Annotated in this window: 16 protein-coding genes; 1 reads left to right on the top strand and 15 read right to left on the bottom strand. The window is 39.5% G+C overall.

Annotated elements, in window-relative coordinates; translation table 11 throughout:
• Positions 1-81 precede the first annotated feature (81 nt).
• Entirely contained in the window at positions 82-1,164 is a 1,083-nt protein-coding gene (locus AC3E7H_RS01785) for a M24 family metallopeptidase (protein WP_000040944.1), read from the top strand.
• Between the two features lie 49 nt (positions 1,165-1,213).
• Here AC3E7H_RS01785 and AC3E7H_RS01780 read toward each other — a convergent pair whose 3' ends face one another.
• The 15 genes from AC3E7H_RS01780 to AC3E7H_RS01710 form a co-directional block, all read right to left on the bottom strand.
• Positions 1,214-1,756 carry a GNAT family N-acetyltransferase gene (locus tag AC3E7H_RS01780; RefSeq protein WP_000645370.1) on the bottom strand — a complete coding sequence of 181 codons (543 nt, stop codon included), beginning with the start codon at positions 1,754-1,756 and terminating at the stop codon, positions 1,214-1,216.
• Positions 1,757-2,153: 397 nt separating this feature from the next.
• A complete protein-coding gene (gene nadE, locus AC3E7H_RS01775; RefSeq protein ID WP_490675993.1) occupies positions 2,154-2,978 on the bottom strand; it encodes an NAD(+) synthase in 825 nt (274 codons plus the stop codon).
• Positions 2,975-4,435, bottom strand: a complete 1,461-nt coding sequence (locus tag AC3E7H_RS01770; RefSeq protein WP_000283106.1) for a nicotinate phosphoribosyltransferase — start codon at positions 4,433-4,435, stop codon at positions 2,975-2,977. The genes nadE and AC3E7H_RS01770 overlap by 4 nt, the downstream gene beginning before the upstream one ends.
• Positions 4,436-4,542: 107 nt before the next feature.
• Positions 4,543-5,031: a DUF6773 family protein gene (locus tag AC3E7H_RS01765; protein ID WP_000797190.1), complete on the bottom strand. Its 489-nt coding sequence runs from the start codon at positions 5,029-5,031 to the stop codon at positions 4,543-4,545.
• Positions 5,021-5,230: a helix-turn-helix transcriptional regulator gene (locus tag AC3E7H_RS01760; protein WP_001107501.1), complete on the bottom strand. Its 210-nt coding sequence runs from the start codon at positions 5,228-5,230 to the stop codon at positions 5,021-5,023. The genes AC3E7H_RS01765 and AC3E7H_RS01760 overlap by 11 nt, the downstream gene beginning before the upstream one ends.
• Before the next feature lie 148 nt (positions 5,231-5,378).
• A complete protein-coding gene (locus AC3E7H_RS01755) occupies positions 5,379-5,975 on the bottom strand; it encodes an HAD family hydrolase (protein ID WP_000351387.1) in 597 nt (198 codons plus the stop codon).
• 51 nt (positions 5,976-6,026) lie between these two features.
• On the bottom strand, positions 6,027-6,437 hold the full coding sequence (locus tag AC3E7H_RS01750; protein WP_000548101.1) for a GNAT family N-acetyltransferase: 411 nt from the start codon (positions 6,435-6,437) through the stop codon (positions 6,027-6,029).
• 100 nt (positions 6,438-6,537) lie between these two features.
• Complete coding sequence (locus tag AC3E7H_RS01745; RefSeq protein ID WP_001083660.1) at positions 6,538-7,911, bottom strand: amino acid permease; 1,374 nt, start codon at positions 7,909-7,911, stop codon at positions 6,538-6,540.
• Between the two features lie 82 nt (positions 7,912-7,993).
• Positions 7,994-8,476: a transcription elongation factor GreA gene (gene greA, locus AC3E7H_RS01740; protein WP_000818751.1), complete on the bottom strand. Its 483-nt coding sequence runs from the start codon at positions 8,474-8,476 to the stop codon at positions 7,994-7,996.
• A 354-nt stretch (positions 8,477-8,830) separates the two neighbouring features.
• A complete protein-coding gene (mltG, locus tag AC3E7H_RS01735; RefSeq protein ID WP_490675992.1) occupies positions 8,831-10,591 on the bottom strand; it encodes an endolytic transglycosylase MltG in 1,761 nt (586 codons plus the stop codon).
• A gap of 81 nt (positions 10,592-10,672) precedes the next feature.
• A complete protein-coding gene (locus tag AC3E7H_RS01730; protein ID WP_316108234.1) occupies positions 10,673-11,167 on the bottom strand; it encodes a GNAT family N-acetyltransferase in 495 nt (164 codons plus the stop codon).
• Entirely contained in the window at positions 11,164-11,679 is a 516-nt protein-coding gene (locus tag AC3E7H_RS01725) for a GNAT family N-acetyltransferase (RefSeq protein WP_373114507.1), read from the bottom strand. Before AC3E7H_RS01725 ends, AC3E7H_RS01730 begins: the two co-directional genes overlap by 4 nt.
• An 8-nt stretch (positions 11,680-11,687) precedes the next feature.
• The gene (murC, locus tag AC3E7H_RS01720; RefSeq protein WP_049528576.1) at positions 11,688-13,022 is read right to left on the bottom strand and encodes a UDP-N-acetylmuramate--L-alanine ligase; all 1,335 of its coding nucleotides are present in this window, start codon (positions 13,020-13,022) and stop codon (positions 11,688-11,690) included.
• A gap of 11 nt (positions 13,023-13,033) precedes the next feature.
• Entirely contained in the window at positions 13,034-13,630 is a 597-nt protein-coding gene (zapJ, locus tag AC3E7H_RS01715; protein WP_373114509.1) for a divisome accessory protein ZapJ, read from the bottom strand.
• Between the two features lie 58 nt (positions 13,631-13,688).
• Positions 13,689-16,775 carry a pilus expression-regulating Snf2 family helicase gene (locus tag AC3E7H_RS01710; RefSeq protein ID WP_490675991.1) on the bottom strand — a complete coding sequence of 1,029 codons (3,087 nt, stop codon included), beginning with the start codon at positions 16,773-16,775 and terminating at the stop codon, positions 13,689-13,691.
• Positions 16,776-16,810 lie beyond the last annotated feature (35 nt).

The following is a 16,810-nucleotide window of genomic DNA, read 5'->3' as shown; positions in this document are numbered from 1 at the left end:
TTTTTTTAAGCTCTTTTCCCCTTCTCTCTTGCATTTTCTACTATTTTTTGCAAAAATAGAGGGGTAGAAAGAAGGTAACATATGTCTAAATTACAACAAATTGTAACATATCTTGAATCAGAAAAGCTAGACGTCGCTGTCGTATCTGACCCCGTCACTATCAATTACCTCACTGGTTTTTACAGTGATCCACACGAACGCCAAATGTTCCTCTTTGTCCTTAGAGATCAGGAACCACTTCTCTTTGTTCCAGCTCTTGAAGTTGAGCGCGCAACAAGCACTGTCTCTTTCCCAGTTGTTGGTTATGTAGACTCTGAAAACCCTTGGAAAAAAATCCAAAATGCCTTGCCACAACTTGATTTCAAACGTGTCGCAGTTGAGTTTGATAACCTCATCTTGACTAAATACCACGGTTTAAAATCTGTCTTTGAAACTGCTGAATTTGAAAACTTAACTCCACTAATCCAGCGTATGCGCTTAATTAAGTCAGCTGACGAAGTACAAAAGATGATGGTAGCAGGTGTCTATGCAGACAAGTCTGTCAAAGTTGGTTTTGACAATATCTCTCTTGACAATACTGAAACTGATATTATCGCACAGATTGATTTTGCCATGAAACGCGAAGGCTATGAAATGAGCTTTGATACTATGGTCTTGACAGGTGATAACGCTGCAAATCCACACGGTATTCCTGGAGCCAACAAGGTTGAAAACAATGCCCTTCTCCTTTTTGACCTCGGTGTAATGGTCAATGGTTATGCATCAGATATGACTCGTACAGTCGCTGTTGGTAAACCTGACCAATTCAAGAAAGACATTTACAACTTGACTCTTGAAGCCCAACAAGCTGCCCTTGACTTTATCAAACCTGGTGTCACTGCGCATGAAGTAGACCGTGCTGCCCGTGAAGTTATCGAAAAAGCAGGTTATGGTGAGTACTTCAACCACCGTCTCGGTCATGGTATCGGTATGGATGTCCACGAATTCCCTTCAATTATGGAAGGAAACGATATGGTTATCGAAGAAGGCATGTGCTTCTCTGTTGAACCTGGTATCTACATCCCTGGTAAAGTCGGTGTCCGCATCGAAGACTGTGGTGTTGTGACAAAAGACGGCTTTGACCTCTTTACAAGTACCAGCAAAGATTTGCTTTATTTTGATTAAAAAGTATATTATAAAAAAAAAATAAGATGGAAAAGCTTAACTTTCCATCTTATTTTTTGATTTGATAATAAATTTTATCAGCTCTATAACCTTTTCGTTCAACTGCATTTGGAATCGTCTTCCAAAAAGTCATACCCGCCTTTTCCATAACACGACCAGATGCTGGGTTTAGACTTACATAGCAAGCATCAACCTCTTCAAATCCAATCTCATCTAGACAGTATGATAAAACTGCCTTCAAGGCTTCTGTCATGAGTCCTCGTCCCCAGTAGTCCATCCCTAAGATATATCCAATCTCACAGCTAGAGTTTTCTTCATCCACACTAACAAGACTGATATCTCCAATGGTATGGTCTGAATTTTCTTTAAGACAAATGGCCCATTTGTAGTAATTTGGATCGTCATAGGATTTTACCCAATTGCCAATAGAATTTTGAGTCTGTTCAACATTCAGGTGTGGATTCCAAGTCACATAAGTCAGATTTTCTGAGCGTGAAGCCCAATTATCAAACATGGCTTGAGCATCACCTTCCACAAATCTCCTCAGTATCAAACGTTCTGTCTTAATAGTTTGTGTCCCTAGTGCTTTCATAATGGTAACTCTCTTTCTATTTGAATGTTCAAGCTAAAAAGGTCCACTGGACCTTCTTAGCTTTCTTATTTCTAGGCTCGGGGTAAAAACACTACACTCATAAACATTGAGAAAACAACAGTTTCCTCTAATTTCATGACGCAGTCGCTGTCTGGCTTGAAATGCACTTTAGCAAGTTTTTTCAAGCCTAGTCAGCCTTGCGGGGGTGAGACAAGGAAAATCGAACTCTTCGAGTTACCGACCTGCCTCGTTTCCCTATTCCTAGATTCGGGGTAAAAACCTCCACTGGAGGTTATTCTTGCTTTCTAATTTCTAGGCTCAAGGTAAAAAGGTCCCCCGGACTTACTCTCACTTTCTTATTTCTAGGTGAGAGGGTAAAAACCTCCACTGGAGGTTTTTACTCCCAAAACTTATCAAATACGGTGATTGGTAAGTGGCGTTTGTGTTGGCCTTTGTACCACCATTTTTCAATGGTGGCTTGGGCTTCTGGGCTGACTTGCTTTCCTTCGAGGTAATCATCAATTTCATTGTAAGTGACTCCCAAGGCTACTTCATCTGCAATGCCTGGTTTTTCTTCTTCCAAATCTGCTGTTGGGATTTTTTCATAGAGGGCTGGATCAGCTCCAAGTTCCTTCAAAAGCTGTTTTCCTTGGCGTTTATTGAGGCGATAGAGTGGGAGAATATCTGCACCACCGTCACCAAACTTGGTAAAGAAACCTGTGATATTTTCCGCAGCATGGTCTGTCCCGATAACAGCTCCGCTATGAGCACCTGCAAGGGCATATTGGGCAATCATTCGGCTACGAGCCTTGATATTTCCTTTGTTAAAATCGGAAACAGGACTGCCTGTTGCTTCCACTGCTGTTGTCATAGCATCAGCAGAGTCCTTGATATTCACTACCAGGCTCACATCTGGCTGGATAAAAGCTAGGGCTTTTTGGGCATCTGCTTCATCAGCTTGCACTCCATAAGGCAAACGAACAGCGATAAATTTATAGCTGTCGTCACCTGTTTCTGATCGCATTTCTTCCATGGCTAATTGAGCCAAGCGTCCTGCCAAGGTCGAGTCCTGTCCCCCAGAAATTCCTAAGACAAATGTCTTTAAAAAAGGATGTTTTTTCAAGTATCTTTTCAAAAAGTCAATCGAACGACGGATTTCTTCCTGGGCATCAATCACTGGTTTAACCCCCAGTTCTTGGATAATGGTCTCTTGCAAACTCATTCTTCTTCTCCTTCACCTAGAGCTTCCTTACGCATTTTATCAATCAAGTCCATCTTGTCCTGCCATACATCACGAGCCAAGTCGACAGGGTAATGTTGTGGGTTAAGAACGCGTTTGTATTCGTCCCAGAGCTTGTCAAATTCCTTACGAGCATAGGCTTGAATTTCAGGTAAACTTGGTAAATCATAGACTAGCTTACCTTCCTTGAAAATGTCTACCAAGAGAGGAACAGCATCAAAATTACGAACAGTTTTCTTGATATAAGTATAGGTTGGATGGAACATTTTGATTTCAGTCATGCTAGCAACATCGACACCATCATAGGTAATGTAATCACCTTCTGACTTGCCTTTTTCACGACTGGTGATGCGCCAAACTTGTTTCTTACCTGGTGTTGAAACTTTCTCTGCATTGTTTGAAAGTTTAATGGTATTGCGCATATGACCGTTCTCATCTTCGATGGCAACAACCTTGTAGACTGCTCCAAGTGCCGGTTGGTCATAAGCAGTGATGAGCTTAGTTCCTACACCCCAAACATCAATCTTAGCTTTTTGCATTTTGAGGTTGAGGATAGTATTTTCATCAAGATCATTGGATGCATAGATTTTGGCATCCGTAAATCCTGCCTCGTCTAGTTGCTGACGAACTTTTTTAGAAATATAGGCAATATCTCCAGAGTCAATGCGGACACCAAGGAAATTAATCTTATCACCAAGTTCACGCGCAACCTGAATTGCTGCTGGAACACCGATCCGAAGAGTATCGTAGGTATCCACTAGGAAAACACAGTTTTTGTGCGTTGTGGCATAAGCCTTGAAAGCCTGATAATCATTGCCATAGACTTGTACCAAGGCGTGAGCATGAGTCCCTAGAACAGGAATACCGAAGAGCTTACCTGCACGTACATTACTAGTTCCATTGGCACCACCAATAACAGCCGCACGAGTCCCCCAGATAGCTGCATCCATTTCTTGAGCACGACGTGTACCGAACTCCATCAAAGGCTCATCATCAATGACTGAACGAATACGAGCTGCCTTGGTCGCAATCAATGTTTGAAAGTTGACGATATTCAAGAGAGCTGTTTCAACCAATTGACACTGAGCCAAAGGACCTTCCACTTGAACAATCGGTTCATTGGCAAATACCAAGTCCCCTTCTTGAGCAGAACGTACAGTCAATTCCAACTTGAGATTACGGAGATATTCTAAGAAAGCACCATGATAACCAAGTGATTCCAAATAAGCAATATCGCTATCTGAGAAACGCAAATTTTCAAGATATTTCACAATTCGTTCCAAACCTGCAAATACAGCATAACCGTTTTTGAAAGGTTGTTGGCGGAAATAAACTTCAAAAACTGCTTTCTTGTTATGAATGTCTTGGTCAAAGTAAACTTGCATCATGTTAATCTGATACAAATCTGTGTGCAAAGTTAAACTGTCATCTGGGTACATATACTATCCTTCTTCCCTATTTGTAAAAAGATGAAAACGTTTCTTCTTTTCTCATAATTTAGTACTATTATAACACAATTTATCGATATTGATAAAAAGCTAACAAGCTATTCCATGCTCTCGAGCTCATCCATATCTTTTTCATACTTTTTCTGAGCCCATTCACCATAACTTTTTAATCCTAAGTTTCCAATAAAGACCCAAGGAAGATAAAGGAGATATGTAATGACCCATGCATAAATATACTTAATATGTAGAGGGTTGTGCTGATAAATTTCGATATTGAACTGGTAGTTCTGTAGCATCAAGGTAGCTGTAATCACTAGAGTTAATAATAGGCAACCTAAAATTGTAAAATGAAAACGACTATAGTAGGTCACACCGAGATTGCGAGCACGGGTGAAAAAGTAAAATGTCCCTATGATGATAATTACGAGAAGCATGCTTGGATTAAAAAGGCTTGGTGCTAACACTGCTATGAAATAAGCTAGAAACAACAATCCGATAGAGATATGAAAACTCTCTGCACCAGCTTTATGAAGTTGTTGCTCTTCTCTTTCATCTAATAATTGATAATAATAAAATCTATTTTTCATCTTCTTCCTCCCAAAATAATTGATCTAACGTTTTGCCTAAGCATCTGCAAATAGACTGGCAAAGGGAGAGACTAGGATTATATTTCCCAGCTTCTATCAAGCCGATAGTCTGTCTAGTCACACCTACAGCTTCTGCCAAGTCACCTTGTGTCATATCAAGCTCTACTCGAGCAAGTTTTAATTTTAAATTCTTAGCCACTTCTTACCTCCTTTATAATTTTAAAAAGTTGCGCTTCTTTCTAAGTTCATTATATCATATATTTTACATTATGCAATGTATATCTGTCATTTTGTGCGATTTTTTTAACAAAAACTCTCTACCAGCTAAATGATAGAGAGTTTTCTGCTTATTCAAATTTTTTCAAAATATCTACAACGTCACTTCTCTGTTTGACTTGATAGGCTTTGATGCCTAAACTTTCAGCCATGTTAGTGTTGTCTGCTATATCATCAAGAAAGACACAATTTGCTGGATTCAACTCGTATTTACGGAGGATTTCTTCAAACATTTTTCGATCAGGTTTGATGACCTTAATATCACAGGAAAGAACAAACCCATCTAAAATCTTTTCTAGAGGTGCTAATTGATCTTTCAATAATTCATAAAAAACTGGTGAGGTATTAGATAGAACAAAAATACGATGGCCATTTTCCTTTAAACGTGCAAGAAGCGGAAAGACTTCCGTGTAAATATCGATATAGGCAGGCCAGTTCCAAATGACTTCTTCAACCTTTTTCTGATAGCAATCTCCTAATAGGGAAAGAACCTTATCAACCAATTCTTCTCGAGTCAAGGTCCCCAGGTCCAATCTTTCCCAGAGTCCCGACTGGAAAATCGCCTTGTCTAAAATTAGATAATCTTTTTGTGTTTTAGCTACAGCATTCAAAATCTTATCCTTGTTCCATTCCAATAGAACATTTCCCATATCTAGTATGATATCCATTAACTCTCCTCCATTATGAAGTGCCACTCTCTTCAATCGTTCATTTTCCGTTTACAACTCTTTTTGATAATAGTGCCTTTGTCCAGTATAGGGATAGTCTTTCATAGTAAAAACTTCCTTGTAACCATACTTCTGATAAAAGGCTGGCGCTTGAAATTGATAAGTATTTACAAAAGCAAAGCGACAGTTTCTCTTTTTTGCTTCACTCTCTGCTTGCTGCAATAGTTGGGAGCCGATTCCTTGTCCTCGCAACTCCTCTTTCACAAATAAATACTCGATTTCTAGCCAATTTCCAAAGGTCTCTGCTACTAAGCCAGCCAGGAGTCGGCCATGTTCATCTTCGATATACAGATTAAGTGGCTCACTTTCAGCAGTTTCTCTTTTGGAACGATTATAGGAGCGAATCAAATCCCCTATCTCCTGCGCTTTCTGAGACTCTGTATTCTCCAATCTAATGTGCATCAAAACCTCCTCAAAGACACTTACGCCTTGATTATATTCCTATTTTGAAGAACTGTCAAACTTAAAAAAACTCACCAACCTGAGTTGATGAGAATATAACTTATTTTCTAAATTTCCATTGGCTGTAAATACCAAATGCAACAATCCAGATAGCTGAACCTCTAGCTCCCATTACAGTTGACTCTTGTAAAAAGAGTGTTCCAAATACAAAGATAAAGAAGAGCATTGTTAAAGGATTTAGCAAGCGATATTGAGGCATGAGATAGCCATCTGACATAAAGTCTTTAGACTTACGATATTTGAGATGGGCTACCATGATCAAGATGTAGATGGCGATATAAACACCTGATGAAGAAGCTGTAATCAAAGCAAAGGCATCTGATACTCCTGGAAGGACATTGATGAAAGCTGCAAAACCAATCAATACCGCAGAAGCAATGATAGCATTCTGAGGAACGTTGTGACGTGAGAGTGTATCTGCCTTAATAGCTTTCAAGAAACGATTTGGTGAATCATGGGCAATTTGGTACAAATGACGACCTGTTGAGTAAAGGGTTGAATTCAAGGCTGATGCAGCTGAAGTCAAAACTACAAAGTTAATTAAAGCTGCCGCCCACTTAAGACCAACAAGTTCAAACACCGTTACAAATGGTGAATCTGCTGCAGAAAGCTCACGCCAAGGAATAATAGACATGATGGCTAAAAGAGCTCCACCATAGAAAAAGATAATTCGCAAGGGAATTTCCTTAACAGCCTTAGGCAAGACTTTTCTTGGATCCTTAGTTTCAGATGTAGTAACACCGATAAATTCAATCATCAAGTAAGCAAAGAAAACCATCTGGAAGGCCATGACAAAGTTCATCCCACCATTTGGGAAAAGTGAGAAGTGTTCACTAATATTAGCAAGACTTGCTGAACCATAAGGCGTTTCAAAGCCGGTCAAAACCATAAAAATACCTGTCGCAATCATAGCAAGAATAGCCACAATTTTAATCATGGCAAACCAAAATTCTACTTCACCAAAGATTTTAACGGCAATCAAGTTCACTAAGCCGAGTATTGTCAGAAATACAACCTGAATCAACCAAGATGGCCAGGATGGAAACCAAAACTGAACATAGTGAGAGATAGCCGTAATCTCGGCCATTCCGATAAAGACTACTGAGAGCCAGTAAGACCAGACTGAGAAGTAACCCCAACCCTGACCTAGATAACGGGTAATAAAATTGATAAAGGTATGTTGCTCCGGATCCTGGTACAACATTTCCCCGATAGCACGCATCATAAGATACATAAAGCCACCCGTAATCATATAGACCAAGACGATTGACGGACCTGTCAAACTAATGGAACGTCCAGCTCCTAGAAAAAGTCCTGTTCCAATTGTTCCTGCAATGGCCATAACCTGAACATGGCGATTTGTTAACCCACGTTCCATTTTATTTTTCTTTTTGTGCTTATTTTCTGAATTCATATAGTCTCCTCTAGTTTTTAGAATTAAGAAAAGGAGTAATGGGAAGCGCTTTCCCTGCATCTACTCCTTCTTTTCATTCCTATTAAACTGTTTTTTCTACTTTTAAGATTTTAACATCATAGCTTCCTACAGGTGTTTCGATCGTAGCAGTATCACCTGTTTTCTTACCAATCAAGGCTTGCCCAATTGGGCTTTCATTTGATACTTTACCTGCAAAGGCATCTGCACCCGCTGATCCCACGATGATATATACTTCTTCGTCGTCTTCACCAATTTCTTGGATAGTGACTGTTTTCCCGATAGCAACTTCATCTTGAGCAACTGCATCGCTATTGACAATCTCAGCATAACGGATTTTTATTTCCAAGCTAGAGATTTGTCCTTCAACGAAGGCTTGCTCGTCCTTAGCTGCTTCATACTCACTATTTTCTGACAAGTCACCGTATGAACGCGCAATCTTGATGCGTTCTACAACTTCTGGACGACGAACTAGTTTCAACTCTTCTAATTCTTTTTCGAGTTTTTCTTTTTCTTCAAGGGTCATTGGATATGTTTTTTCTGCCATTTTTCTCAACTTTCTTTTGATTAAATTTAAATTTCTTTAGGTAGTAAAGCAAAATTATGTGGTAAACCACATAATTTTACAATGAAGACAAAGTCTTTTTAAAGCTTTCCTTAAATGATTTTGGTTAGTAGCGACCTTTTAAAATCTGTGCCTAAACCTAATGATTCTATCACTTCTAGACTCAGGTTCAAATAAGAGGTAAGTTTTTACTTTCGTAATTTCCGAACGCCTAAAACTTGTGAATTTCAGGCGTTTCTAATCATAGCGGAAAGACTTGTGTGACTTGCTATTCCCGTAAAAATTAGAGATTCTTTTCTACATTCACGGATGTAATAGCAAATCTTGTTCTAAGAGTTAGTTTGAACTACTTGATTGTGTCAATTTACTGTTAACATGCTCTGCAACGTTTCGATCATGTTCCTCTCGTGTCGTTGCAAAGTAAACCTTACCATCTTGTACATTGGCTACAAAGTAGAGATAGTCGCTCTTAGTTTGATTGATACTTGCTTCAATTGCATCCAGACTTGGACTGTCTACTGGACCAGGCATTAAGCCAAGGTTTGTATAAACATTATATGGTGAATTGATTGTTGTATCAATTGCTGCATCATCTGCCAAGCTAATATTTTGTCCTAGTTTACCTTCTGCATAGAGAATAGCAATATTACTTTGGAGCGGCATGCCAAGGTTCAAACGATTATAGAAAACTCCAGCGATCAGTTTGCGATCGTCAGTTTTCAAACCTTCTTTTTCCACAAGTGATGCGATGGTGAGGAGTTCATTCACTGTCAAGTTCTTTTCTTTGATTGCAGTATAATGTGCTGACAAGTTTTTGTCCATAGCTGCCACCATTTCATCAATCAAGCTTTCAATAGTTGTGCTTTCTTTGATAGCATAAGTTGCTGGGAATAGGTATCCTTCTAGACGATAACGAACACCACTTTCTTTAGTTGGTAGGCTTTCGAGAAGGGTTGGGTACTTAGCAACTAATTGAGAGATGAAGGTTTCATCTTGCACTTTTGCCAAGAAGGCATCAGCAGTCAAAGGTTCTTTAAAGTCTCCTTGAAGCTGACCAACTGTTTGTGCGATTTGATCAAGGGTATAACCTTCCGGGATTGTAAGATTTGCAAGTGCAACTTCTTGAGGTTGAGGCGTTCCACCCTTTTGCAATTCTTTGATGATATCATCTGTACTCATGCTCTTTTGCAAATTATAGTAACCAGATTTCAAATCATTGTAGTCTTTATACTTAGCATAAAGGCTAAAGATAAAACCGTGTTTTACCAATCCAGAGTTTTCTAAGGTATCACCAATTTGCTGAAGATTGGCCCCTTCTGGAATCTGAACTGTGACATACTGTTTTGAATTTGCATCAACCGGTTGGAGTGCAGATTCGACATAACGGTAACCAAAGAATCCACCCACACCTAGTAAAATCAATAAAACAAATACTGTTACGAAAAATCCTTTCAAGCGTGATTTTTTCTTTTTCTTGATTGGTTTCACTGATTCTTTACGACTTCTTCTAGGAAGTTCAGTTCTAGTTTCAACTGGAGCAACTGGCTCTTGACTTGGAGTTTCTTTTGCAAGAACTGTTGGTTTCGGTTGAGGTTTAATATTCTTTCTAGCAGGACTTGGTTTAGCCTGATTCGTACGATAAGAAACTGGAATCCTTGTCGAAATAGCATTGAACTCTTTCTCTTCTTCCGCTGGTTGAGCAGGTTCAAGAGGCTTGACGGGTTCAACAGCTTCCGTTGATGGTAGAGGATCTGGAGCTACAGCTGGCTCTGAAGCTACAGTTGGCTCTGAAGCTACAACTGGTTCTGAAGCTACAGAAGTTTCAACTGAATCATCTTGTAAAACTGGACGTGGTGGAACTGCTGGAGCATTAGCAAGTAATTCATCCACTAGAGAAACAGAATTGGCCATCAAGTCTTCTACCGAAGGTTCTTCCGCTGCTTTTTCCGCTTCTGAACTTTTACTTAAATTTGAAAACAAATCATCGTTGCTACTTTTCGTATTCGCGATGCCGTCTTCTCTTTTTAATCTTTCTAAATCTCTTAAAATTTGTTCTTTAAAGCTTAACTTTTCTTCTTCTCGAGAATTTTCGCTCAAAGGTGTTACCTCCTTGTTGATAATCCATAATATTATATCTTAAAAACTAAAGAAAAGCAACCATAGATGCCTTTCTGATGCCTAATTCGTGTTTTCCCAGACCATGTCATACCATTCTTCACCAGCAAAAGTCGACTTTGATTTTCCTTCATTCACAAAACCATGTTTCTCATAATAGCCAATGAGATAGTCATGGCAGGTTAGATTGATTCCCTCACGCTCATGCTCAAGAGCGAGATCTTTTAAAGCGGTCAATAATTTTCGTCCGACACCTAAAGCTTGAGCTTTCTTAGCAATGGATAGACAAGTCACAGAGATATAGCCACCTTTTTGATGGCTATCATCTTTAATGTCTTCTGTAAAGGACTGGTCTTGCAAATGTCGATGAGGGACTACTGGTCCCTCAATATAGCCTAGTATTTCCCCCTCTTTTTCAGCCACTAAAAAACTGGTCTTAATTTCCTTCAGATGAGCTTCAAAAACAGGACGAGGAATGGCTTCTTCAATTGAAAAATTTTCTAGTTCAATTTCAAAGATACGATCTAAATCTGTCAATCTAGCTTGTCTAATAATCATATTTTCTCCTGATAATAGGGATTCTGCCAACGCATGAGAAAGGCAACTCCACTGCTCCTTTCTCCATCTACGATCCTTTGTTCCACAAATCCATTCATTTCAAAGTAGGCCAGCAACTCATCCTCACAAAGCAGATAAATACCTGGTCTATTTTGCTGACGGGTAACTTCCTTCAAAGCTGCTAGCAACAAGGTTCCAAAGCCTTGCCCCTGAAAATCGGGATCAACAGCTAAATCTTCAAGGATGATTGCGTTCTCACTAATGAATTCCTCATCTCCGATCTCAAGCATCCATTTTCTTAAAGAGGGAATAGGAGGTGTCGTCGCAGTGATATAGGCAATTCCTTGATCATCCAGTCTAGCTAAGAGAAACGTACCCGCATGGTTGCGGATACGTTCTTCTATCATTTCTCTATTCAATACTTCTAGGGAGTTTGAAATACTTTCTTGTATCAAGCAAATCTGATTTATATCTGATTGCTGTGCTTCCCTGATATTAATTGGAAATTCCATGATCTTCCTTACTGAACATTGCTTGTCAAATTAGACAAGAGACGTTCGAATGAATATTCATAAGTTTGGATATCACCAGCTCCCATGAAAACATAGACAGCATTGTCATGGTCTAGGAGTGGAGAAACATTTTCAACTGTGATAACTTGATGTTTCTTGTTGATTTTATTGGCAAGGTCTTCTACTTTGACATCACCATGGTCCACCTCACGAGCAGATCCATAGATTTGTGCGAGGTAAACTGCATCAGCCTGATTCAAGGCCTGAGCAAAATCATCCAACAAGGCAATTGTACGAGTAAAGGTATGTGGTTGGAAAATTGCCACGATTTCCTTGCTTGGGTATTTTTGACGTGCAGCATCAAGAGTCGCAATGATCTCTGTTGGATGGTGGGCAAAATCATCAATGATAACCGTATTATTAACAACCTTTTCTGTAAAGCGCCGTTTCACTCCACCAAAAGTCTTCAAGTGTTCACGCACTAAATTCAAATCAAAGCCAGCAGTATAAAGCAAACCAATCACTGCTGTTGCATTCATGATATTGTGGCGACCGAAAGTTGGAATGTGGAATTGACCCAACTCTTGACCACGGAAGTGAACGGTAAAGGTTGAACCTGTTGTAGAACGAAGCAAGTCACTTGCTACGAAGTCATTACCTTCTGCTTCAAAACCATAGTAGTAAATCGGAGCATTAGCCGTAATCTTACGCAACTCAGCATCTTCACCGTAAACGAACAAGCCTTTAGTAATTTGTTTGGCATAATCGTTGAAGGCGTTAAAGACGTCCTCTAAGCTTGTGAAATAGTCAGGGTGGTCAAAATCGATGTTAGTGATGATAGAGTACTCTGGGTGATATGGCATGAAATGGCGCTCATACTCGTCTGATTCAAAGACAAAATACTTGGCATTTTCAGAACCACGACCTGTACCATCTCCAATCAAGTAGCTAGTGTCAGTAATGTGTGACAAGACGTGAGAAAGCATCCCAGTCGTTGAAGTCTTACCGTGTGCACCAGCAACTCCCATGCTGATAAAGTCACGCATAAAGCTACCAAGAAACTCATGATAACGTTTATAGCTGATACCATTTTGGTCCGCGTAAGCAATTTCAACATTGTTATCTGGACGGAAGGCATTACCAGCGATAATTTCTAAATCTCCTTGAAGATTTTTTTCATCAAAAGGTAAAATTGTAATTCCTGCTTGTTCTAGTCCACGTTGTGTAAAGTAGTACTTTTCAACGTCAGAACCTTGCACCTTGTGCCCCATTTGATGCAACATCAAAGCCAAGGCACTCATACCTGATCCTTTGATTCCGATAAAATGATAGGTTTTTGCCATTTTCTTCCCCTCTATTCGCTCATTCTAGTCAAGTTGAGCTCTTGGGCCACTTGACGTTCTTGTTCTTTTTGTTTACTTTTTTTGTTATAAATTTGGCTTTTCTTTAAAAAGTCATAATTGTTTTTCTTGGAATGACTTGTTTCACCATCTGAAATTGGATGTTCCACTTGAGAAACTGTTTCTGCCAAAATATAGTGAGATTGACCTAACTTCTGACTATATTTCGCAAATTCTCCTGGATTTTCCTTTTGAAAAGGTGCTGTCGGTTGATTTGATGGACGCACATGGCTTGGTTTCGTTTGACGTCTCGTATGACTCACATCCTGAGTCAAATATCGAGCCGAGCGCTTCTTTTTCAAATCCGCGCGCGCTTCTTCACGCGCTAATTCAGCATAGGATTTTTCTTTTTTCTCAATCGGTTTTACAAGAGGCTTGGCTTCCTCTTGTTTTTTGTCTTCAGTGATTGGAGACCATTCTAAGTAGTTTTTGTCTTGGTAATCACCTTTTATATTACTGATGAAATCAGACTCATCGTAGAGATTCATAACTGGCATTTCTGTCAACATGACTTCATCATCTGCCACTATTGGAAATCGTTTTTGTGTCATATTTATTTCCTTTCAATACTCCATTATAGCGTAATGTCTTGATTTTTCAAGTATAGTCTCATGAAATCCCTAAAATTTCTCGTATTTCAGCTAGACTCAGACTGCCACGAAACTCTGTTCCATCCAAGATTTCAGAAACAAGATTTTTCTTTTTCTCTTGTAATTCTTGAATCTTTTCTTCAATTGTACCTCGAGTTACTAGTCGATAAACTTCAACAGCTTGCTCTTGCCCCATACGATGGGCGCGACCGATAGCCTGCGATTCAACTGCAGGATTCCACCATAAGTCTACTAAAATGACTGTATCGGCACCAGTGAGATTGAGACCGACCCCGCCAGCCTTTAGGGAAATTAAAAATACATCGCGCTCTCCTTGGTTAAAGGCCTTGGTCATTTCCTGACGTTCTTGCGCAGGTGTTGAACCCGTAATTTTAAAGGAAGTCAAGCCTAAGTCAGGCAGCTCTTGTTCAATCCGATCCAGCATACCTCTAAATTGTGAGAAAATAAGTACACGATGCCCACCTTCAGCAATCTGAACTAGCAAATCTCGTAAACTATCCAGCTTGCCGCTCTCTCCTTGGTAGTCCTCCATAAAGAGCGCAGGCGTATCACAAATCTGACGCAGACGCATGAGTCCAGTCAAAATTTCGACGCGATTTCGTTGAAATTCCGAATCGCTTACCTGTCCCAAACGTTCCTGCATCTGTTGCAGTTGAGCAAGATAGATAGCTTTTTGTTGATCCTCCAGTTCATTCTTATAGACAACTTCAATCAAGTCAGGCAACTCTGTCAAAACCTCTTCTTTCTTACGTCTCATGACAAAGGGTTTGATAAATTGAGCCACTCTCTCAGTTGATAGTTTCATAAAATCCTTCTTAGCAGGTAAGAGACCTGGTAAGACAATCTGAAAAATCGACCAGAGTTCTCCCAGATGATTTTCAATCGGTGTTCCTGATAGTGCAAAGACAGATGGAACCACAAATCGTCGCAAACTTTGAGCAATCTTCGTTTGTGCATTTTTCATGACTTGAGCTTCATCTAGAAAAAGAAAATCAAAAGATAAGTCTCGATAAATTTCACTATCTTGACGGAAAGTAGCATAGCTTGTCACATAAATCTGATGATTTTCTGCCAAAATTGACTCTCGATGAGATTTTAAGCCATGCACGACCACGACATCCAAATCTGGAGCAAACTTTTGAAATTCATCAGTCCAGTTATAGATTAAGCCAGACGGAGCAAGGATTAGGACACTAGTATCTGCTTGAACATGACTACTTAAAAAGGCGATGGTTTGCAAGGTCTTCCCAAGTCCCATATCATCTGCTAAAATCCCACCAAAGCCATAATGGTGAAGCATCTGAAGCCACTGAATTCCCTTTTTCTGATAGTCTCTAAGTTCTGCTTGGATATTCAGCTCTTTCATCGGAAAATCTTCTGGATGCGTCAAATCATGGGCCAGATTGCGAAATTCTTCGGTGAAAGAAATTTGATCCTGATCCTTAAATAGATGAGATAGGGTATAAGCTAGGGATTTACGAGCTCGAAAAGCTCCATCTTGTAGGTCCTCTATCCCTAATTCTTCTAAATCCTGACGGATACGCTTGGTCTGATCATCGAAATAGTAAACCTGATTCGAAGAGCTGATGTAATAATCCTGCTTCTCAACTAGCGCTTTCATCGCTCGATCGATTTCTTCTTGATCTATATTTTGAAAATCAAATTGAATTTCTAATAGGCTTCCCTTGGATGAGATGTGTACTTGAGGCTTCTGAACCTGATAGAGATCTTGCAAGCTCTCAGAAATCTTTAATTCTCCAAGCGCTTCAAAAGCTGGTAAAACCTCCTGAAAGAAGGTATGAACTGCATCAGCTTTCAAACTTTGACGCCATGAACGAAAATCTGCTTCAAATCCAGCAGATAGAGCCAACTGAAAGACTTGCTTCTCCAGTTGAATATCACTAGCAAAAGGAAGACTCTCCAGTTCATTGCGATTTGTTACTAAGCAAGTTTCATACTGAAACTGCATATCCAAACGAATAGAACCATCCTCTTCTCCTTCCATGTAGAAAGAAGGACGGAAAGACTGAATTTGAAGCGCATCAGGGGATTTTACCTCTCCTATGTCTTTAAACTGCGACAAGGTCGAAGCTAAAAGATCTCGATCACTAGTATCAAATTGTAAAATCTTTCTACCACCTTTATCAATAGGGACTTTTTTTAATTTTTCTATAAGTCTAGCTTGTTCTTTAGACAGAAGATAAAATGTACCTTTAGTAAACAAGACTTGTCCCTTATAAAACGAATTAAGTCCTACCTGTTGAAAAATTTCCATCTCAAAATAGTTGGACTTTTCTTCAATTTGAAAGGTAAACAAACCTGCTTGACCATCAAAATCTTGAAATACAAGGTGGTGATAATTCGAAATCTGATGGTCAAATTGAAATGCATCTAAGCCCATCAGCAGACTAACACCCTGCTCAAAAAAAGACAGTGGGAAATAGAGATGACGACCTTGATTCTGGAAAAAGAGAGTATCCCCTGCTTCATCTTCTAGAAGTCCCCGAAGGAAATCCAGAACAAACTGACTACTTTCATCAAAACGACGAATATTCAAGGAAGTTTCATATAACTTCCCAATCATATAGGGTTTGCTAGTTTCTAAAACCTTCAGAAAAAGGGGTATATCTCGGATTACATAGAATTTCTGTGTCTGGATAAGACCGACTCTCAAAGTCCAAATAATGCGATTAGTCCCTGCTTCCACCTGACCTTGAGCAGACAACTGATAGATTTCAGAAAGACTAGGAATTTGGACAGATTCTAAAAACTTTCCTCCAAAAGTAACCTGAGTTTCGACTTTTTCCTTTTTTTCGTGCACATTTTCCAGATTTTCCAAAAGTTCCTTACCAATGTGATCGTTTTTCAGGTAATGCTCTAGTGCTGCCAGATGCACACAAAACCCTCTTTTTTGGAAAAAATCACAAGCACAAAAAACCAAATCATCATCCAGGCTATAGCGAATTTCTTCATCTGCTACACGCGCATAGAGACGATGGTCTTTCTCTTTGATAATTTCAATCTGACTAGTTTCGTAGAGTTGAGCTCCCTCCATTCGAAGCTTCCCTGGAATCAATTTAGCCATATTTTCCCCTTTACTTTATCCCTTAATTATACCAC

Source organism: Streptococcus sp. SCPM-O-B-15304 (M98), from assembly GCF_058200215.1.
This window is presented reverse-complemented; position numbering and strand designations above follow the sequence as displayed.